20 protein-coding genes are annotated in these 18,875 nt (G+C 42.3%); 2 read left to right on the top strand and 18 right to left on the bottom strand.

The genetic code is table 11. The features are described from left to right. Positions 1-52: 52 nt before the first annotated feature. The 11 genes from A923_RS0100330 to A923_RS0100280 all read right to left on the bottom strand — a co-directional run bounded on the left by A923_RS0100330 (position 53) and on the right by A923_RS0100280 (position 6,123). Positions 53-448, bottom strand: coding sequence for a DUF2391 family protein (locus tag A923_RS0100330; RefSeq protein WP_017219637.1), 396 nt, complete (start codon positions 446-448; stop codon positions 53-55). A gap of 26 nt (positions 449-474) precedes the next feature. Beyond that, entirely contained in the window at positions 475-861 is a 387-nt protein-coding gene (locus tag A923_RS0100325; protein ID WP_017219636.1) for a VOC family protein, read from the bottom strand. Positions 862-887: 26 nt separating this feature from the next. After that, on the bottom strand, positions 888-1,301 hold the full coding sequence (locus A923_RS0100320) for a bleomycin resistance protein (protein WP_017219635.1): 414 nt from the start codon (positions 1,299-1,301) through the stop codon (positions 888-890). A gap of 56 nt (positions 1,302-1,357) precedes the next feature. Then, positions 1,358-1,753, bottom strand: a complete 396-nt coding sequence (locus A923_RS0100315) for a GFA family protein (protein ID WP_017219634.1) — start codon at positions 1,751-1,753, stop codon at positions 1,358-1,360. Positions 1,754-1,889: 136 nt separating this feature from the next. Next, positions 1,890-2,369, bottom strand: coding sequence for a GNAT family N-acetyltransferase (locus tag A923_RS0100310; RefSeq protein ID WP_017219633.1), 480 nt, complete (start codon positions 2,367-2,369; stop codon positions 1,890-1,892). An 11-nt stretch (positions 2,370-2,380) separates the two neighbouring features. Next, positions 2,381-3,178 carry a class I SAM-dependent methyltransferase gene (locus tag A923_RS0100305; RefSeq protein ID WP_017219632.1) on the bottom strand — a complete coding sequence of 266 codons (798 nt, stop codon included), beginning with the start codon at positions 3,176-3,178 and terminating at the stop codon, positions 2,381-2,383. 68 nt (positions 3,179-3,246) lie between these two features. Then, the gene (locus tag A923_RS0100300) at positions 3,247-3,978 is read right to left on the bottom strand and encodes a glucose 1-dehydrogenase (protein ID WP_017219631.1); all 732 of its coding nucleotides are present in this window, start codon (positions 3,976-3,978) and stop codon (positions 3,247-3,249) included. A 9-nt stretch (positions 3,979-3,987) separates the two neighbouring features. Further along, positions 3,988-4,440 carry a GNAT family N-acetyltransferase gene (locus tag A923_RS0100295; protein WP_017219630.1) on the bottom strand — a complete coding sequence of 151 codons (453 nt, stop codon included), beginning with the start codon at positions 4,438-4,440 and terminating at the stop codon, positions 3,988-3,990. 55 nt (positions 4,441-4,495) lie between these two features. Beyond that, positions 4,496-4,972 (bottom strand): GNAT family N-acetyltransferase, encoded by a 477-nt coding sequence (locus A923_RS0100290; RefSeq protein WP_157532724.1) that lies wholly within the window; start codon positions 4,970-4,972, stop codon positions 4,496-4,498. Positions 4,973-5,006: 34 nt separating this feature from the next. Beyond that, the gene (locus A923_RS0100285) at positions 5,007-5,618 is read right to left on the bottom strand and encodes a LysE family translocator (RefSeq protein WP_017219628.1); all 612 of its coding nucleotides are present in this window, start codon (positions 5,616-5,618) and stop codon (positions 5,007-5,009) included. Between the two features lie 40 nt (positions 5,619-5,658). After that, the gene (locus tag A923_RS0100280; protein ID WP_017219627.1) at positions 5,659-6,123 is read right to left on the bottom strand and encodes a GNAT family N-acetyltransferase; all 465 of its coding nucleotides are present in this window, start codon (positions 6,121-6,123) and stop codon (positions 5,659-5,661) included. A gap of 563 nt (positions 6,124-6,686) precedes the next feature. On the opposite strand from A923_RS0100280, the gene A923_RS0100275 reads away from it, so the two are divergent. Continuing rightward, positions 6,687-8,318, top strand: a complete 1,632-nt coding sequence (locus tag A923_RS0100275; RefSeq protein WP_017219626.1) for a sodium:solute symporter family protein — start codon at positions 6,687-6,689, stop codon at positions 8,316-8,318. A 34-nt stretch (positions 8,319-8,352) separates the two neighbouring features. Further along, on the top strand, positions 8,353-8,475 hold the full coding sequence (locus A923_RS23185) for a putative transporter small subunit (protein ID WP_017219625.1): 123 nt from the start codon (positions 8,353-8,355) through the stop codon (positions 8,473-8,475). Between the two features lie 72 nt (positions 8,476-8,547). Here the strand turns inward: A923_RS23185 and A923_RS0100265 are convergent, their stop codons facing one another. From A923_RS0100265 to prpB, 7 genes are all read right to left on the bottom strand, one after another. Then, positions 8,548-11,157 (bottom strand): LruC domain-containing protein, encoded by a 2,610-nt coding sequence (locus tag A923_RS0100265; protein WP_017219624.1) that lies wholly within the window; start codon positions 11,155-11,157, stop codon positions 8,548-8,550. Positions 11,158-11,163: 6 nt separating this feature from the next. Further along, entirely contained in the window at positions 11,164-11,631 is a 468-nt protein-coding gene (locus A923_RS0100260) for a hypothetical protein (RefSeq protein WP_017219623.1), read from the bottom strand. Between the two features lie 496 nt (positions 11,632-12,127). After that, positions 12,128-12,550: a lysozyme inhibitor LprI family protein gene (locus tag A923_RS0100255; protein ID WP_017219622.1), complete on the bottom strand. Its 423-nt coding sequence runs from the start codon at positions 12,548-12,550 to the stop codon at positions 12,128-12,130. Between the two features lie 126 nt (positions 12,551-12,676). Further along, positions 12,677-13,900, bottom strand: coding sequence for a 2-methylaconitate cis-trans isomerase PrpF (prpF, locus tag A923_RS0100250; RefSeq protein ID WP_017219621.1), 1,224 nt, complete (start codon positions 13,898-13,900; stop codon positions 12,677-12,679). Between the two features lie 34 nt (positions 13,901-13,934). Continuing rightward, positions 13,935-16,592 carry an aconitate hydratase AcnA gene (acnA, locus tag A923_RS0100245; RefSeq protein ID WP_017219620.1) on the bottom strand — a complete coding sequence of 886 codons (2,658 nt, stop codon included), beginning with the start codon at positions 16,590-16,592 and terminating at the stop codon, positions 13,935-13,937. Positions 16,593-16,598: 6 nt separating this feature from the next. Beyond that, complete coding sequence (prpC, locus tag A923_RS0100240; protein ID WP_017219619.1) at positions 16,599-17,723, bottom strand: bifunctional 2-methylcitrate synthase/citrate synthase; 1,125 nt, start codon at positions 17,721-17,723, stop codon at positions 16,599-16,601. A gap of 202 nt (positions 17,724-17,925) precedes the next feature. Continuing rightward, positions 17,926-18,828: a methylisocitrate lyase gene (gene prpB / locus A923_RS0100235; RefSeq protein WP_017219618.1), complete on the bottom strand. Its 903-nt coding sequence runs from the start codon at positions 18,826-18,828 to the stop codon at positions 17,926-17,928. Between the last annotated feature and the right edge of the window lie 47 nt (positions 18,829-18,875).

Here is an 18,875-nt window from a genome sequence, read left to right as displayed (position 1 = left end):
AGCCACTCAACGTATCAGTCATATATACAAAAATTACTCTAAAATGCCAAATTTATTCTTTATCAAAACTGTCCACGACAATAGCACCCATTGACGCTGGCATTGTAATGACAATAATGCGTTTCAACGATACAATTGGATCACCTGCTAGCGGTAACTTGTCTAAACAAAAAAGCACCAGTGCAACGACTAATGCTGCGATTAAATAAGCGATGACAATTCGGAATACAAAAACTAATTTTCTCGATTTAATGTCTCGTTGGAAAACACTTTGGTAGGTAAACAGAGTGAGAAATATGACTGACAATGAAAACAGCATAAACAAATTAGCAAAAGGTAATGTCTCGCCTAACTTCCATGCTTCTTCAGAAAATGAAATAGGTACTGCAAGCGCAAATGCACCAACAAAAATCTGGCTGGCATCTTCGAAGTTAAAACTAAATTTCATTGTTGTTCCCCACTAAGCCACCCAAATTAAAATATCAGTTGTTTAAAGCCTAGTTCATCTCTGATACCAACACGATTACCGTCTGGGTCGGTTATATTTATCACGACTCCCCAAGCATTCTCTACTATCTGCGCATCAATACCATAGTCACGTACAGCGTGAAGCGCTGACTGAATATCGGCAACATTGAACCTCAATTTAGTCGCGTTTTCACTAATTGATTTACCGGCCGTATTTGACACGCCTTCGGTTTCAATCATTAAATAGGTCGCACCATATTCTAAACAAGTGAGTTTAAAGTCTCCTTCAATTTTAGAAAATAATACCGGTAAACCAAATAAATCGCGATAGAAGGCAACGCACTCGTCAAAGTGTTCAACGTTTAATATAATGCCGTGTCGTTGTATTTCCATAAATTCCTCTTAACTGGTCACTATTTTTATTTCTCATCGAGATGCTGCGTAAAGCGTAACAAATATCCATCGGGATCTTGAACCAAAAACTCACGTTCTCCGGATAGCTTATCGCCAATGTCATACCATGCTTCTTTAACGTCTCGGTAAAGTGGTATTTGACTGCTTTGAAGTCGTGTTAATAACGGTTCAATGTCCGGTAGTTCAATTTGAAAATTAATACCGCGACCAAATGGAGCAAGCAATTCACCCGTATTCCATGCACTCGATGACACTTGTTCTAACATTAATTGAACTTGACCTTGTTCGAGATAAACAAAATCAGGATCATCGCGTCGAATCCTTATCGCGAATCCAAGTAAGCGAGTATAAAAATCCAGTGATTTTTCAAAATCACTTACCATTAATTCGGGAACCATTGGGTTCCAATATTCAGTCATGCTGTAAATTCCTTTTACATATACATTATTGTTACTTCAATTGCGATTATCGAAAACTACCTATCAGTAGGATGGTTCACACCATCATTAGTAACTACATCACCTAAGTCATAGGGATTTACACCTTCTAAACAGCCGATGTTAAAGCCATATTCATGCGGATTAGAACGTCGTTGATGATGGGTATAAATTCCACAATTCGAACAGAAAAAATGTTGCGCCGTATCGGTATTAAATTGATATAACTTGAGAAACTCTTTGCCTTTTACAACTCGAATGCCATCGAGATTAACTGACCCTACAATGGCCCCTTTCCGTCGACAAATAGAACAGTCACAACGCCGAGGGTTTTCAATACCATTTGGTAGTGATAATTCAAGCTCAACAGAACCACAATGACAGCTTGCTTTATGTTTAGCTTGGATCAGAGTCTTTCCAACTTGTTTCAACATGCTTAAAATCCCTTTTTATAAATATCCCAACAATCGTAATGTATCCAGTGCCTTAGTATATGCAGTAATCACGTTCCACTTGCCTGTACGGGCTTTAAATCGCTCATATCATAATAGAGCCGCGATATCTCGAGTATTAGATTTCGAGCATCATACAAAGCTCATTTTCAGTCCTCATTGCCATCGAGTCCTCGATTTTAAAACCGGACTTCTCGTAAGTTCTGATCGCACTTTTATTATCAGGGTAAACATCAAGCTTAAGCGTAGTGACTTTAAACTCTGTGGAAGCGTACTTTTGCGCTAATGAAAGTAAGTTCACGCCAATACTATTACCACGATAGCTGGATTCAACATACATTTGAGTAATGTCTGCTGTATCAGTCGATTGAGGTGTAACACCACATAAACCGACTAACTTACTGCCATCAAATGCACCTAGCATAATATGATTTTTACAGCCCTCTTCAATTAGTCTTTCAAAATAAAGTGTCTGAAGATTAACTTGTTCTAGGTACTTTGAACCAAAACAATCAGGGTGTAACTTAAGACTGTCTAAACGTACTTTGCGATATTGTAAGCTGTCCTCGGATATCAAGGCTCTATATTTAATGTCCATATTGCCCTCTATCAACTGATTTTTTTAGCGAGTAATAATCCATGATTACTTGACCCTAGCAGAGACGGTTCATCACAAATCTTAAGATGATAACTCAACCATGTTTTATATTGCTCTGGCGTAAAGTTATTAACACCAGATGAAATATATCGATTAAACCCATCAGTGGCTACATGCCGTAATTGAGTAAAACCATGTTCGCTAACAAGATCTTCCATTTCTGCGGGTGTGGAAAAGTCCCCCACGTTAAAAAAACTATCCGCGAGCGGGCTTGGAACCAAACCTGTTTCTAAAAGTGTGGATAGAATCTCAGGTGTAATTAGCTCCGGATATTGCTGAGCAAACATACCAGCAACGAAATAACGCGAAATGTAAGCAACCGCTAATACGCCATTCGGTTTTAGAATTCGGTAAGCCTCAGAAATGGCTTGGTCACGTTGCGCTTGAGTCTGTAAATGATAGAGAGGGCCAAGCATAACGCAAAGGTCATGTGAGTCGCTTTTAATACATGGTACTGAACAAGCATTACCTTCATGAATTGAAAGTGTTAAATCTTGTTCTTTAGCGTTGCGCTGCAGAATATTAACTTGATCGGGAACCAACTCCACGGCTGTTGTATCACAACCCATTTTCGCGAAGTTGAGAGAATAACGTCCCGTTGCAGCGCCAAGTTCAATGACTTTTACTCTGGGAACAAGATACGCTTTCAAGACATCCATCGTGGTATCAAATTCCATTTGAGTAATGAACTGCCGAGTAAGACGGCTATCTTCATTAGCATCTGTATATTGCGCGATTAACCCCTGCATTAAAGCCTCCTTTTTAAAATCCGTTACATCTATAGAATTAATATTATTTTGATGACGTGAATGACCTCTTACTTACCGCCTGCAATATCGATAAATGAACCCGTAACATACGAGGCTTCATCAGATAACAACCACGCGATAGCATTAGCGACTTCTTCAGGCTTGCCGCCACGCTGTAAAGGGATTTGCGAACTTAACCTTTCGACACGATTTGGTTCACCACCATCGGCGTGCATGTCGGTATGAATAAAACCGGGACGAACACAATTAACCCGAATGCCATCGGCAGCGACTTCGAGTGATAAACCTTTGGTTAACGTATCCATTGCGCCTTTAGAGGCGGCATAATCTATGTATTCGTTTGGCGCACCACTTCTTGATGCTGCAGAGGATACATTAACAATAGCGCCACCAGCGTTAATTCGTTTAACCGCTTCTCTGCAACATAGAAAACAGCTGTTAACGTTGGTAGACATGACTTTATTAAAGCGTTCTAAACTTAAATCAACCAAACGTGATTGCGGGAATAAAATACCGGCGTTGTTGACTAAATGCGTGATGTTACCGAATCGTTTTTCAGTCGCCTCGAACAATTTAATCACGTCACTTTCATTAGAAACATCTGCAGCAAAGGCAAACGCTCGACCACCAAGCGCTGTAATTTGAGATACTACAGATTCAGCGTCTGCCACCCTAGAATGATAATTAACGCAAACAGCATAACCTTTTGAGGCTAACAATTTTGATGTGGCAGCGCCGATTCCTCGGCTACCGCCAGTAACAATGACAACTTTACTCATGTAAATCCTTTACTGTGTAAGTCTAATTTCCATTTTATAGTATGGAATACCTGATTTAATAAATGGCTCACCCAAAGTTTGCATACCAAATCGTTGATAGAAACTCACTGCACTTTCACGCGCATCGCACCAAAAATAATTTATACCGATTACGTTTAGTGCTTTCATAATATGAGCAATAACCTGAGAACCGATGCCCTTATTTTGAAAGTGAGGCAGCGTAGCGAATTTACGGAGCCTTGCTGTTTTACCCTCAATATAAATCGACGCTACACTCACTAATTCGCCATCGATATAAGCACCGTAATGAGTGGCAGTTTCATCTCCATCTACTTTACAAAACAAAGGCGGTTTACTTGGCCACAATACTCGGTGTCGTATGGGTAAAGCGTCTTCCCATTGAATCGTTTGTACATTCATATTGGCGTCACTTAATGGGCTGTCAGCTTCTAAAATATCCATTTACTTTCCCTTTAGGTAAAATGCCTTACTTAAAGTAGTTTGTTGAACACAACATCTATTTATAGATATTATGTTCGAGCTTTAAACGTTCAAGCAATTGATGTCTATTGATTTTTAGATTTAGTACGCCTTTATTTCTACCTGCTTCTTTAAAACCAAGTGAAAAATACTGCTCTTTAGCGACATTATTGTCGAATACACGGCATAACACTTGCGCGTTTTCATCAAAGTTGGCTTGTTCTTTTGTTAGCACTGCTTTTAACAAACGAAACCCACACAAGCCGTTTTGGTATTCTCGAGATATTTGAAGTGAATGGATCATTTGATTGTTGACTGACACATCATAAGCAATAAACCCAATAATATGACGTCCATATTCGCCAACTAATACCGACTTAGACATGTAATGTTTAATGATCGACTCTCGATTCCAATCCAGCCCTAACTCTTCTTGCATTGAAAACATGTTGTCTTCTATCAATTGATAGATATGCTCCCAATCTAAACTAGAAACTTGCCTTATCTTCATCATTATATCCTTGTCTGAGCATTCGGTTTTATTGCCATTATTTACTGGACGCGGCTAAACCTACGCCTAGTAATACAAAAACACTACCACTCACTTTATTAAGTGCTTTTCTTCCTTTTGGTGCTAATAATTTCTTTTTAGCAACACTCGCTAAAATGGCGTAGCCGCTATGAATAACGATAACCAAACAACAAAATGTTAAAGATAACGTAATAAACTGGGCCACATAACTACCTTGAGCATCAATGAACTGTGGAAACAATGACATGAAAAAAAGTATTGGTTTAGGGTTTGAAATAGTGAGAGAGAGCCCTTCGATATAACATTTTGTATGCGATTTATCTTTCAACGTGATATGCGTATTAAGAGGCGCTTGAACCCTCCAAAGCTTGACACCAAAATAAATTAAATAGGCTGCACCAATCAACTTCACAGCCGTAAATGCAACAGCAGAAGTAGCTAAAATAACACCGATACTTGTCGCCGAAAGCATTGATACAATTAACACTCCAGTTGCAATGCCCACAATGCCAGAGAAGGTATTAAAAGCACTTCTTTGTATCGCGTTATTAATCGTTAAAATAACACCAGGACCTGGGCTAGCAATCGTAAGCGCAGCGACGACCACATACATTAAATAATTTTCCATAAATTCCCTTACAGATACGATAGCCTGAGACTCTGGCCGACTAAATAAATTTTTCCATGACGAAATTTATCAACTTCTGCCCTCTGACTTCTATTAACTGCTCTTTGGCTAACGTAAACCCGCAATGTTCATAGAACGGACGAGCGGTGATACTCACGTTTGAATAATATCTCATTACTCCCGCTTTATGCCCAGCAGAGAAAACGTGATTCATTAATGCCTTACCAACGCCTTGGCCTTGAAACTTATAATGACAAAAGAAATGATCGATCAACCCATCATCTTGTAAGTCTGTATACCCAACGATAACGCCATCAATTTCAGCAACGAATGGTGATAATCTTGTCATCACTTTTTTCCAGACCTCAAAATCAAATGAATCAGGTGCCCATGCTTCAACCTGCACTTTAGAGTAGTCACGGGCATTGATATGGCGAACAGTATTAAAAAATATATCCCATAACGCTTTAGCGTCACTGTCTATGTAGTTCCGAATGATTATCACTGTAATCTCGCTTCTTGAAATTTAACGTCTAACGATAAGAAATAATATATATTACAAAGGGATGATCGACAATACCAAGCATAACTAAAGTGATATAAGTAGCTGGCGTTATATTCAAATAAAAACGCTGCTTTAGATAACTAAAACAGCGCAGGGCTCTGAAATAACAAGACTCTGCTGCAAAAGATCTATTCTGATGTAGCGTATCTACAATATACCACGAGATTGAAAAACGTCCTTGGCGACAAACATACCATTGAGTGATGCTGAGAATTGGCTAATGTGCATCTAAACTTCCTTATCTATATCGCATTGTAGACACTTACGTTGATTATAGTAACACTGTGAAATACACCTAAATCGTATTAAATCGACGGCGTTAAAATCGTGATCAAGATCTCATTTCCAGTCAATCTCCTTTTATACTGAGGATCATGTATAGTGGCGCGCGGCGACTATCTCTAATGTGAATAGCAATCGTGCAGAGTCAACCAATAGGGCATGCCATTGTTCTTATCCCGCACATTTGAAATATCGCCACAACAATAACCCCAAGGAGACCTATGTTAGACCCTGTGTTTTACCAATTTTCAACCAGTACTACTCTTATTCTCTTAGTCGGTTTTTACGGCCTTACATTCCTCTTCTCAACCTTAGCTTCAAAAAAATCTGATAGTGTCGACGGTTATATGGTTGCCAATGGCGCAGTCGGATTTGGAATAGCAGCAGCAAGTATGACAGCAACCTGGATTTGGGCGGCTTCTTTTTACGGCGCGGCAAGCTCAGGCTACCAATATGGCTTATCCGGATCTTTGCACTACGGATTTTGGGGAGCTTTGATGATATTGTTTATCTATCCCTACGGCCAACGTTTCCGTGAACTAGCCCCTAGAGCACGTACCTTGGCAGAAATAATGCAAGCAAGGCACGGAACATCAAGTCAGCTTATCTTAGCGATTTCAAACTTAGTTGGCAGCATCATTAGCCTAATGGTTAACTTCACCGCAGCGGGCGCGTTAGTGTCTGTACTTACACCACTGTCTTTTGAAACCGGTGTAATGATTGCCGGTGTTGGTGTTTTATCTTATACCTTATGGTCAGGTTTTAGGGCTTCGATCCTAACCGACTTTGCACAAGTTGTGGCGATGATGCTCGTTGCGATTGTGCTGATCCCTTGGATTTATTTCAACATGGGCGGTTCAGAAGCACTATCACAAGGCTTCAATATAATCACTGCTGAACAGGCCGATTTTTTCTCGACTAAAGCCATGTTAGAACAAGGCGCACCATTTTTTGTCGCTGTTCTTGCCTACGGTATTGGTAATCAAACCATTGCTCAGCGACTTTTCGCAGTACGCCAAGACTTGATTAAATCGTCATTTATTACCGCGACACTAGGCTATGGCTCAATAGTCATCGGTTTAGGTATGCTTGGTATGATGGCATTATTCATGGGCATGACGCCGTATGAAGGTGATTTAAACAACCTTATTCCCCAAGTTGCTTCTGCCTACCTGCCTCCTGTTGCGATAGGCATGCTGTTTATCTTAGTTATTGGCTCACTGTCTTCAACGGCTGACTCAGATTTGTCTGCGCTGTCTGCCATTGTCATGACTGATATCTATGCTAAAAATTTAGCCAAAGGTAAGATCGATAATAAGAAGATGCTACTGTTGGGCCGTATAACCATGATTATCGCGACAGCGCTTGGCTTAATACTAGCAAGTTTCTCACTCGACATTCTAGTGATGTTGGTATTCGTCGGGGCATTATGGGGGACGCTTGTGTTCCCTGTTATCGCCAGTTGTTACTGGGACAGAGTCACCAATCGCGCGTTCTTAAGCGCCGTACTTGGTGGTTTAATTCTATTTTGCTTAGTTCGTTTTGAATGGATCGCACTTGTGGGAGCCTGGGCTTCAAGCTTAGAGTTCATTGCTGCTGTCGGTGGTGGTACTGTCATTGGTTTGATGTTCTTCGGCTTTACAAATCGCAACGTAGCGCTTATCGCAGGATCGATTGTAGGTGTGTTATGCGCTTACTATTTCCACGATTTTTTACGTGACTACACAGTGTTGCTCGGCTCTCTTGTTGCCTACGGAGCAAGTACTATAATTTGTACTGCGGTTAGCCTTGCAAGTAACGAACGCTTTGACTTTGCGCTGATCCATGAACGTATTCAACACTTTGATGATTAATAACTATTTAATAATTAATAGCTAGGAGCACAATATGATGTTATCACTCTATATTTTGATATGGCCAGTCATTTCAGCTGCAGTGCTGTTCGTGATAGTCCGCGCTTTTTTTAAAGACATGGCAGAAGCTAAACGCGAAGAGCGTGATATTATTTAAATAAAAATCAGGGTACCCAATATGCTTGGATACCCTGATTTAGTTTAACGCTATTAGTTCAGAACGCTGACGTTATTTGCCGTTACCTTTACCTTTTTTATTCTTATACCAATCTTTTTTATTCTTACCACGGCTTGAAGCCCAATCCAATATTTCAGGATAATCCTCAGATAAATCGACTTTCTCTTTTGGATGTTCCCATATTTGCGGAATGAGCATCGCCCAAGGTAAGTTATCTTTCGTTTGGTAATATTTGTCCGTGCCTTTGTCGGTATCATCATAGCCAGTACCAAACTTCCTTTTAGATGCATACTTAGTCGGTCGATAACCGGGGAAATGTACCTCAATAACTTCACCATTTCCGAGCTTACGTGAAATAAAGGTATTGTAAGGTGCTGAACCAAATGTATTTTCATCCACCGGATTTTTTAAGTTTATGGTCAGAGTGAACATAGCACCAGTGACTTTAGGGCTATTAGACTCTGTATTAGCAAACTCAAAGCCACTTGGCGACGGTAACGCTGTTTCGATATCATCGATAATAACAAACATGGTCTGATTACCATCTTCAATCGGTGTTAATGGCACTGTATTGGAATGTTTCCCCATGGTTGCGGATGCAATATTGGTAATGGGTGTATTAATACTTACCTGCAGTGCATTTTTATAAGACGCCCCCCGCGCAACGGGTTGTAATTTGAGGATCAATTTACTTATTTGCCCATCCACTTTGGTCTCTGTGGCATTATAATTAATCACCACATCATTAAAATCATAGTCACCTTTGTTGGGCCAAAAATCTTCAAACGCCATTGTGCCCATTTGGTTATCTGCAGGTGAATAAGTTGTGCTGGTAACTAAGGGTTCAGGTACGTCGGCGACTTCTAACGGCGCAGTATCATATTTATTAACTTCTAGACCATCACTAAAAGTATCATTGTCACTGTCTGCATCAAGTGGATCGGTAAGGTGCAAATTTAGCTCCTCATTATCTGTCAAACCATCGCCATCGGTATCGGCCAGTGATGGGTTTGTGGCTAATTCATTCACTTCAACTGCATCAGATAGCCCGTCGCCATCGGAATCAACCAATCCAGGGTTTGTTTTAAGGGTGTTAACCTCCATTTCATCTGAAAACCCATCACCATCGGTGTCTGATAACGTAGGATCTGAATTATAAAATATAACTTCTTCTAAATCCGTCAAGGTATCTTGGTCGGTATCACTTAACAGCGGATCCGAACCGTAAATAGTCACTTCTTCAAAATCAGTTAAGCCGTCATTATCACTATCAGCATCCGTCGGTGAGGTATTGAGGATATTCGTTTCATCACTATTCGTTAAGCCATCGCCATCAAGATCATTTGGGTTTACAATCGCTTCTGCTGCTGGATTATCCAGTGTTGCCAAGGTATTTTCCAAATCGATTTCAGCTTGCGAAACTTGCGTTTGCTCATTTAATGCGTAGACATACACCTCACCAGGGACACTTTTTTTAATCTTTTTATTATATGCACCAATCGTGACATAACTTGCAGAAAGACCTACTGCATGGCCAAAATTTTCTTGTGTAGAGCCCTGTGCAGCGCCATCGGCAGCTGTAAATGAAAATTGCTCTAACCACACATCATCAACAAGCTTAAACAATACCGCTTTACCTGATGATGAATTACTATTTTCAGCGCCAGTGACAATATTGTCGCCAACAATCGCGACGGAGTTACCAAATTGATCAGCCGCAAGTCCATTATTAGCGGTTAACTTGGCTTGGTTAGTCCATACATTATCTTTGCGTTTATATATGTATACAGCACCTTTTGAAGTAGCGTTTCTCACATGGAGATCATTTTCTAAAGGCGCGCCAACAATCGCGTAATCCTTAGAAATAGCGACTGAAGATGCGTACTTGGCACTACGCGTAACTAAACCGCCTTTGAGTGTGGCTTGTTTAGTCCAGATATCGTCATAGTCATCATATTTATAAATATAAGCAGAGCCTTCTTTAGTTTTACCAGACTCACCATCGCCAATGATCAAGTAACCTTCAGATATGCTCACTGCGGACCCAAACTTTTTACTTCGAACCTCAGAATCAGGTGTGATGGTGATGTTTAATATCCAATTAGAAGCGGTGCGTTTATAAACATAAACAGCGCCATCATCATTGGCACCGCCTGGAGAACCAATGGCGGCAAGATCGCCTGATATACTCACTGATTGACCAAAAAAATTGTTAATCACTTTCCCTGGTTTGGTCAATTCCCCCTGCTGACTCCAGGCGCCATTGTCATAACTGAAAATATACACAGCCCCCGTCTGCCCACCTTGATGCCTAGCCGCGATAATGACGCTTTGCTCTGATGCTGCAACAGCACGACCGAACTGTTTGATTGTTGACTGCGTATCTGAAACAGGGTTTAGACAATGCGTCATCGTCCAAGTTGATTGCTGACGAAAAAAAATACAAGCTTCACCATGATCACTCTGTTTTCCCGGTGTGCCAACAGCAGTAAAAGAATCCGTAACAGCGACTGCAGAACCAAAATTCGCAAATGATTTAGTCGAACCGTTCGCAAGCTGACTTTGTAGTAGTGGATCAGCATTAACAGAAACAGTCCATACGCTAGTCATTAACAACAAGATGAATAACAGCACGTCTGAATTTTTTTTTAAATTAAGCATAAGCGTTTACTCAACTAGATAGAGAATATGATTAGTGTCGTCGATAGGCAGTTCAAGCTCGGCATAACTATCGCCATTAATAACCACGACCATTGATTCGGTATAGCTGGGGACTGGTAATGACGTCGAGAATTTCACTGCATTGTAGAGTTCTGCTTTTTCCAACAGATTGATCGGCATATTGGTATCCGGATCTGTTGCTGAAAAAATTGAAATTTCCGTGAATCCTTGCTTCTGACTAAAAGAGATATCAATACTCACCGTTCTTTGCATATCAAACGTAAAACCATCTTCAATGACAAGTTCGTCAAACGTACTCGCTGACTGAAGAATCGGATCTGGTTCTACATCGGGAGTGGGGGCACTCGAGGAACCTGATGAACTCGGTGAACCACCTTGCTCAGAACACCCCATCAAGACCATCATCATCAAGACAGTACTACCCTGTATTATCAATCGACTTAGATTACCCATTACGCTATATCCTCTTGGCAAACTTGAGTAGGAACAAGGTAAGTACAGCATTTATAACGTCACGCAAACCAACCTTTCATTACAGTTTTTAATTACACTTTAAACCTGCACTTAATGACAATATTGCAAGGTTTACGCCAACTGAAAATACGAATACATTAAATGTTAAGAAAGGACTAGAGGATACATCAAGCATTTGTTTAATAAGGTTATTTATATTATCGTGAATAATTAAAACTAAGATGGTTCATAATGAATGGTATCAAAAAACGATAAATTAGCGTGATTCCGGCTGTCTAATTCGCAATTTGCAATGCATGTCGCGACGTACACATTGCAATATGCGTAATACAAAAACACGCACTTCAATACCACACTAGTGACAGAGATAGAGGTTGAGGTTGAGATAGGGAAAGAAATAGAAAGCAGAATAACAGGAAGAAAAGACGGGGCTATCGAGGATGTCGTTGATAGCCCTGTTGGATACGCGTATAAGCTAGCTGATATCTAACACCGCTGGTTCGGGTAATACCGGTTCTGCACTGTCAATATACGTTAAGTACTGTGACCAAAGTTGATGAGTACGTTGTTGCGTAAGCTTAGTCCGACAGCTTAACGTCATCATCACCCGCATTGAACCATCCCGGAACATAGTAAAAACCGAATCACACTGTGATTTACTATACGATTGCCATGCCGATTGTGCGATGTTGATCGACTCTACAACATCGGTATCCTCGGTATGTTGGGCAATACTTTTATCTAGATAGCGCTCCATTTCAGCTTCAGCTTTGTCTAATTCTACTTTAGCGCAGTAATTAATTTCTAATGTATTAATCGCTTTATCGCAGTCTACAGAGGTCGCCATAGCAGTAAAACTGCACGCACTCATGAGTAACAATGTAATTACCTTTACCATTATAGAATCAGCCTAGATGTGAATAGGCTGACAATATAACGACATCTCACCATTAATCCAATTATTCTAACAACTGGTTTGATTAGTTTGGTGTTATGAGCTAATTGTTATTAACAAAGAAACTTATTAACCGTTATCCGCTGGAATACGCACCCAACCTTCCATTAAAATACGTGCGCTGCGGCTCATGCTGGCTTTAGTAACGGTCCATTGACCATCCACTTCACTTGCTTGTGCGCCCACCCGTAATGTCCCCGACGGGTGGCCGAAATTGACCGAATCACGGTTACCGCCACCCGCCGCCAAATTAACGAGTGTGCCAGGTACTGCAGCTGCAGCACCAATCGCAACAGCTGCCGTGCCCATCATCGCGTGATGTAGTTTACCCATAGATAAAGCCCGCACGGATAAATCAATATCGCTAGCGGCAATACGCTTATCACTTGAGGATATATAATCAGCAGGCTTAGCCACAAACGCAACTTTAGGTGTATGTTGACGCTGTTCAGCTTCTGAAATATCAGTAATTAAGCCCATTTTTACCGCGCCATAGGCACGGATAGCTTCAAACATAGCCAGCGCTTTAATATCGTTATTAATCGCCTCTTGCAACTCTGAACCTGTGTAACCCACATCTTCGGCATTAATGAAAATAGTCGGTATACCAGCGTTAATCATCGTCGCTTTTAACTGTCCACCAGCAACGACAGATTCAGGCACAACCAAGTCATCAATCAAATTACCAGTCGGGAACAGATTATTAGTTGTGGAACAGGTTCCTTCACCATCTGCAGGATGCATAAATTCTACCAGCACTTCCGCGGCAGGAAATGTGACGCCATCCAACTCAAAGTCACCGGTTTCTTGCACCAAGCCATTTGTCATCGGCACATGGGCAATAATGGTTTTGCCAATATTAGCTTGCCAAATACGGACAATAGCAATGCCGTTTTCTGGAATGCGGCTCACATCAACCAAACCACTGGTAATCGCAAAAGAGCCCACAGCAGCAGACAAATTGCCACAGTTGCCGCTCCAATCAACAAATGGTTTATCAATCGATACCTGACCAAACAGATAATCGACATCATGATCGGCTTTATCGGTTGCCGATACGATCACTGTTTTACTGGTACTTGAGGTTGCCCCGCCCATACCATCGGTTTGTTTGCCATAAGGATCCGGACTGCCAATCACCCGCAGCAATAACGCATCTCGTGCAGACCCAGCGACTTGCGCAGCCTCGGGTAAGTCCAGCAGGTTAAAGAACACGCCTTTACTGGTGCCACCACGCATATAAGTAGCAGGGATCTTAAGCTGTGGTAAATACGCTCTACTATTTATTATCATGTATCCTGTTCCCCATCATGTATCGAATTCCTCATTAGGCTTCACTTGATTCAAGGAAGTCCTGTGCAAAGCGTTGCAATACACCACCCGCGCTGTAGATAGACACTTCTTCTGCGGTATCTAGACGACAAGTAACAGGCACTTCAACCATGTCACCATTTGCACGATTAATGATTAACGTCAATGCACATCCAGGCGTTGGTTCACCGATAACATCAAAGGTTTCACTGCCATCAATCGCATAGGTCTTACGGCTTTCCCCCACTTTGAATTCAAGCGGTAATACCCCCATACCCACCAAGTTAGTACGGTGAATACGCTCAAAGCCTTCTGCAACAATCGCTTCTACACCCGCGAGACGAACGCCTTTCGCCGCCCAATCACGTGAAGACCCTTGACCATAATCTGCACCTGCGACGATAATCAGTGGTTGTTTACGCGCCATGTAGGTTTCAATCGCTTCCCACATACGAGTCACCGTGCCTTCTGGTTCGATACGCGCTAATGAGCCTTGTTTAACTTGACCGTTTTCTAACACCATTTCATTGTTCAATTTCGGATTAGCAAAGGTAGCTCGCTGCGCCGTCAAGTGATCGCCACGGTGAGTCGCGTACGAGTTAAAATCAACTTCCGGTAAACCCATTTTATCTAAATACGCACCCGCTGCACTATCAAGCATAATGGCGTTAGAAGGCGATAAATGGTCAGTGGTAATATTGTCACCCAATACCGCGAGAGGACGCATACCTTTAAGAGTACGCTCACCCGCTAACGCACCTTCCCAATAAGGAGGTCGACGAATATAAGTACTCATTTCACGCCAATCATACAGCGGGTCTATTTGGTCGCCATAATCAACGCTGCATTCTATCTCACTGCCGGTATCAGAACCTATATCAGAGCCACCATCAGAATCAGAACCAACAGCAGTACCAAACATGGGGTTGTAAACTTGGCGGAATTGTTCTGGTTTGACACTGGCCTTAAGCACTGTATCAATCTCGTCATCATTTGGCCAAATGTCTTTCAAGGTGATGGCATTGCCAGCCTGATTATAGCCAAGTGCATCACGTTCAATATCAAAACGAATAGTCCCGGCAATTGCATAGGCAACCACTAACGGTGGCGAGGCAATAAAAGCTTCATTGGCGTGTGGATGAATACGGCCATCAAAGTTACGATTTCCCGACAATACCGCGGTGGCATATAAATCGCGATCTAAGATCTCTTGCTGAATAACCGGATCCAGCGCCCCACTCATGCCATTACACGAGGTACAAGCAAACGCCACGATACCAAAACCAAGTTGCTCGAGTTCAGGTAATAATGTCGCTTCTTCGAGGTAAAGTTGCACTGCTTTTGAACCCGGTGCCAGTGATGTTTTAACCCAAGGTTTACGGGTTAAGCCAAGTGCATTGGCATTACGGGCAATCAAACCTGCTGCAATCATGTTGCGTGGATTACTGGTATTAGTACAACTGGTGATAGCAGCGATGATCACTGCGCCATCTGGCATTTTACCCGGTTCATTTTCGACTTTACCGCTGATACCACGTTTGGCTAGTTCAGAGGTGGGCACACGATTATGCGGATTTGATGGGCCTGCGATATTACGGCACACCGTCGATAAATCGAATGTTAATACACGTTCATACTCAACGTTAGCTAGGTCATCTGCCCATAAGCCAGTTTGCTTAGCGTAAGTTTCTACCAGTTTAACTTGCTCGTCTTCGCGGCCGGTTAATTTAAGGTAATCGATCGTCTGTTCATCAATTGAAAACAGTGCTGCTGTTGCGCCATACTCCGGCGTCATATTTGAAATAGTAGCGCGATCACCTAGGGTCAGATGCGGCACACCTGCACCATAAAATTCGAGATAACTGGAAACGACTTTCTGTGCTCGGAGGAATTCTGTCAATGCCAACACGGTATCTGTTGCCGTCATTCCTGCTGGTGGTTTGCCCGTTAGCTCAACACCAATGATGTCCGGTAAACGCATATATGACGCACGACCTAGCATCACACTTTCAGCTTCTAGACCACCAACACCAATAGCAATCACGCCCAATGCATCAACCATCGGTGTGTGGCTATCGGTACCGACTAAGGTATCAGGAAACGCCACGCCATCCAGAGATTGGATCACCGGTGACATACGTTCTAAGTTAATCTGATGCAGAATGCCGTTACCTGGCGGGATCACATCGATATTCTTAAAAGCTGTTTTGGTCCAGTTAATAAAATGGAAACGGTCATCGTTACGACGATCTTCAATGGCACGGTTTTTTGCAAACGCATCAGGATCAAAACCCGCATGTTCAACAGCCAATGAATGGTCGACAATTAATTGCGTTGGCACCACAGGATTGACCTTGGATGGGTCGCCACCTTTCGCCGCGATCGCATCACGCAGGCCAGCCAAATCAACTAAGGCAGTTTGGCCTAAAATATCATGACATACCACACGCGCCGGAAACCAAGGAAAATCAAGGTCGCGCTTGCGCTCGATAAGTTGCTTTAAAGATGCGGTTAATGCTGCAGGTTCACAGCGACGCACCAAATTTTCGGCAAATACTCGAGATGTATACGGCAAGGTGGCATACGCGCCCGCTTGAATGTCGTCAACAGCAGCGCGGGTATCAAAATAATCCAGATCACTGCCAGGCAGTGCTTTACGATAGTTAGTATTCATAGTCCATTATCTCTCTGAAATTCGTGTGACAACTCTTGGCTCGGCACCAATATAATCTGCACTTGGGCGAATAATACGGTTGTTAACACGCTGTTCCATCACATGCGCAGCCCAGCCTGTTAAACGTGAACAGACAAAAATAGGGGTAAACAGTTTCGTCGGAATGCCCATAAAATGATAAGCAGATGCATGGAAAAAGTCGGCGTTACAAAATAGTTTTTTGCTATCCCACATAAACTCTTCACAGGCAACTGAAATGTCGTATAACGCGGTATCACCCTGTTCATGCGCCAATTTTTCTGACCATTTTTTGATGATCACATTACGCGGATCGGAAGTACTGTAAATAGCATGACCAAAGCCCATGATTTTTTCTTTACGCGCTAGCATGCCGGCCATTTGTATTTTGGCATCTGTTGGTGACGTGAATTTTTGGATCATATCCATCGCCGCTTCATTCGCACCACCATGTAGTGGCCCGCGTAGCGTACCGATTGCACCGGTTACACACGAGAACATATCTGACAATGTTGACGCACAAACACGCGCCGTAAATGTCGATGCATTAAACTCATGCTCTGCATATAAGATCAGTGATACATCCATCACGCGGCGGTGTTGCACTGACGGTGCTTCGCCATGTAGCAATTTAAGAAAATGACCAGCCAATGACGCTTCATCAGTTGTACAGTCAATTTCCACGCTATCATGAGAATAACGATACCAGTAACACATGATTGCAGGGAACGCAGCCAGTAGACGATTGGCCGCTTTATGCTGCGCTGAAAAGTCAGCTTCAGGTTCAATATTACCTAAGAATGAGCAACCGGTACGCATGACATCCATTGGGTGGGCGTCTGCTGGTATATGTTGTAATACTTCTTTTAACGATTGCGGTAAATCGCGCAATGTATGCAATTGCGCTTTATAAGTTTCCAGCTGATCAAGTGTCGGCAATTCGCCGTTAAACAATAAATAAGCCACTTCTTCAAAGGTTGCGTTCTCGGCCAGATCCGCCACATCATAACCGCAATAAGTTAAACCGCTGCCTGACTTTCCAACGGTACAAAGTGCGGTGTCACCTGCGCTTTGACCACGTAAGCCTGCGCCTGATAATTTTTTGTCTGTCATCATTATTCCCTTAATTAATTGAAACTGTTAATTTCAAACGAATAGCAACTCTACATACGCAACTGCTTTTGACTGCAATTGGCTCACTCTGCAACATCCTGTTTGCTATGATCCGATTGATGATTTCTATGTTTATTTATTTAATCATTTCTATTTCTTTAATAAAGTCGATTTCTTCAATATCTTCTATGCCTTCGACTGTTTATTTATTCTTACCTTCCGAGAACAGCGTATCTAGCTTTTGCTCGTAGTCGTGATAACCAAGATAATCATATAAATCCATGCGTGTTTGCATGTTGCCCACCACGGCTTTTTGATCCCCATCCGTCAATAAGGTTTTATACACTTGTTCCGCGGCTTTATTCATCGCGCGGAATGCCGATAATGGGTAAAGCACCATCGCGCAACCCCATTCACCAAGCTGTTCTTTATTCCATAATTCGGTTTGACCAAACTCGGTAATATTAGCGAGAATTGGCACATCTAACGCCGCTGAAAAAGCACGGTAATGCGCTTCGGTTTTCACCGCTTCAGCAAAAATACCGTCTGCGCCAGCTGCAACATACGCTTGCGCTCGAGCAATCGCGGCTTCTAAGCCTTCTTGTGCGAATGAATCAGTACGCGCCATAATGAAAAAATCAGGATCACTGCGCGCATCAACAGCAGCCTTGATACGGTCAACCATTTCTGCGGTCGACACAATTTCTTTATTTGGGCGATGACCACAACGCTTTTGTGCCACTTGGTCTTCTAAGTGAACGGCGGCGGCACCGGCTTTTTCCATATCACGGATAGTTTTAGCTATATTGAATGCCCCACCCCAACCAGTATCGATATCCACCAGCAAAGGTAAACTCGATGCAGCGGTAATACGTTGCACATCGACAATCACATCATTCAATGACGTCATGCCTAAATCGGGTAGTCCATAAGACGCATTCGCCACACCACCACCAGAGAGATATATAGCTTGATGACCTAATTGTTCTGCCATCATGGCGCAATAGGCATTAATAGTACCGACCACTTGTAAGGGTTTATTGTTGGCCAAAGCTAAACGGAATTTAGCGCCGGGGGATAAACGTTGCGATGATGGTGTAGACATATTATTACTCTCCTTGAATTGGGGTAGATGCTGTTACTGTCTTTAAT

The sequence above is a fragment of the Moritella dasanensis ArB 0140 genome (genome assembly GCF_000276805.1).
Classification (GTDB): domain Bacteria; phylum Pseudomonadota; class Gammaproteobacteria; order Enterobacterales; family Moritellaceae; genus Moritella; species Moritella dasanensis.
This window is presented reverse-complemented; position numbering and strand designations above follow the sequence as displayed.

Excerpts from the sequence above, each read along its gene's own strand:
- A923_RS0100330 (WP_017219637.1), bottom strand. The coding sequence starts at position 448 with ATGAAATTTAGTTTTAACTTCGAAGATGCCAGCCAGATTTTTGTTGGT.
- A923_RS0100325 (WP_017219636.1), bottom strand. The coding sequence starts at position 861 with ATGGAAATACAACGACACGGCATTATATTAAACGTTGAACACTTTGAC.
- A923_RS0100320 (WP_017219635.1), bottom strand. The coding sequence starts at position 1,301 with ATGACTGAATATTGGAACCCAATGGTTCCCGAATTAATGGTAAGTGAT.
- A923_RS0100315 (WP_017219634.1), bottom strand. The coding sequence starts at position 1,753 with ATGTTGAAACAAGTTGGAAAGACTCTGATCCAAGCTAAACATAAAGCA.
- A923_RS0100310 (WP_017219633.1), bottom strand. The coding sequence starts at position 2,369 with ATGGACATTAAATATAGAGCCTTGATATCCGAGGACAGCTTACAATAT.
- A923_RS0100305 (WP_017219632.1), bottom strand. The coding sequence starts at position 3,178 with ATGCAGGGGTTAATCGCGCAATATACAGATGCTAATGAAGATAGCCGT.
- A923_RS0100300 (WP_017219631.1), bottom strand. The coding sequence starts at position 3,978 with ATGAGTAAAGTTGTCATTGTTACTGGCGGTAGCCGAGGAATCGGCGCT.
- A923_RS0100295 (WP_017219630.1), bottom strand. The coding sequence starts at position 4,440 with ATGGATATTTTAGAAGCTGACAGCCCATTAAGTGACGCCAATATGAAT.
- A923_RS0100290 (WP_157532724.1), bottom strand. The coding sequence starts at position 4,972 with ATGATGAAGATAAGGCAAGTTTCTAGTTTAGATTGGGAGCATATCTAT.
- A923_RS0100285 (WP_017219628.1), bottom strand. The coding sequence starts at position 5,618 with ATGGAAAATTATTTAATGTATGTGGTCGTCGCTGCGCTTACGATTGCT.
- A923_RS0100275 (WP_017219626.1), top strand. The coding sequence starts at position 6,687 with ATGTTAGACCCTGTGTTTTACCAATTTTCAACCAGTACTACTCTTATT.
- A923_RS23185 (WP_017219625.1), top strand. The coding sequence starts at position 8,353 with ATGATGTTATCACTCTATATTTTGATATGGCCAGTCATTTCAGCTGCA.
- A923_RS0100265 (WP_017219624.1), bottom strand. The coding sequence starts at position 11,157 with ATGCTTAATTTAAAAAAAAATTCAGACGTGCTGTTATTCATCTTGTTG.
- A923_RS0100260 (WP_017219623.1), bottom strand. The coding sequence starts at position 11,631 with ATGGGTAATCTAAGTCGATTGATAATACAGGGTAGTACTGTCTTGATG.
- A923_RS0100255 (WP_017219622.1), bottom strand. The coding sequence starts at position 12,550 with ATGGTAAAGGTAATTACATTGTTACTCATGAGTGCGTGCAGTTTTACT.
- prpF (WP_017219621.1), bottom strand. The coding sequence starts at position 13,900 with ATGATAATAAATAGTAGAGCGTATTTACCACAGCTTAAGATCCCTGCT.
- acnA (WP_017219620.1), bottom strand. The coding sequence starts at position 16,592 with ATGAATACTAACTATCGTAAAGCACTGCCTGGCAGTGATCTGGATTAT.
- prpC (WP_017219619.1), bottom strand. The coding sequence starts at position 17,723 with ATGACAGACAAAAAATTATCAGGCGCAGGCTTACGTGGTCAAAGCGCA.
- prpB (WP_017219618.1), bottom strand. The coding sequence starts at position 18,828 with ATGTCTACACCATCATCGCAACGTTTATCCCCCGGCGCTAAATTCCGT.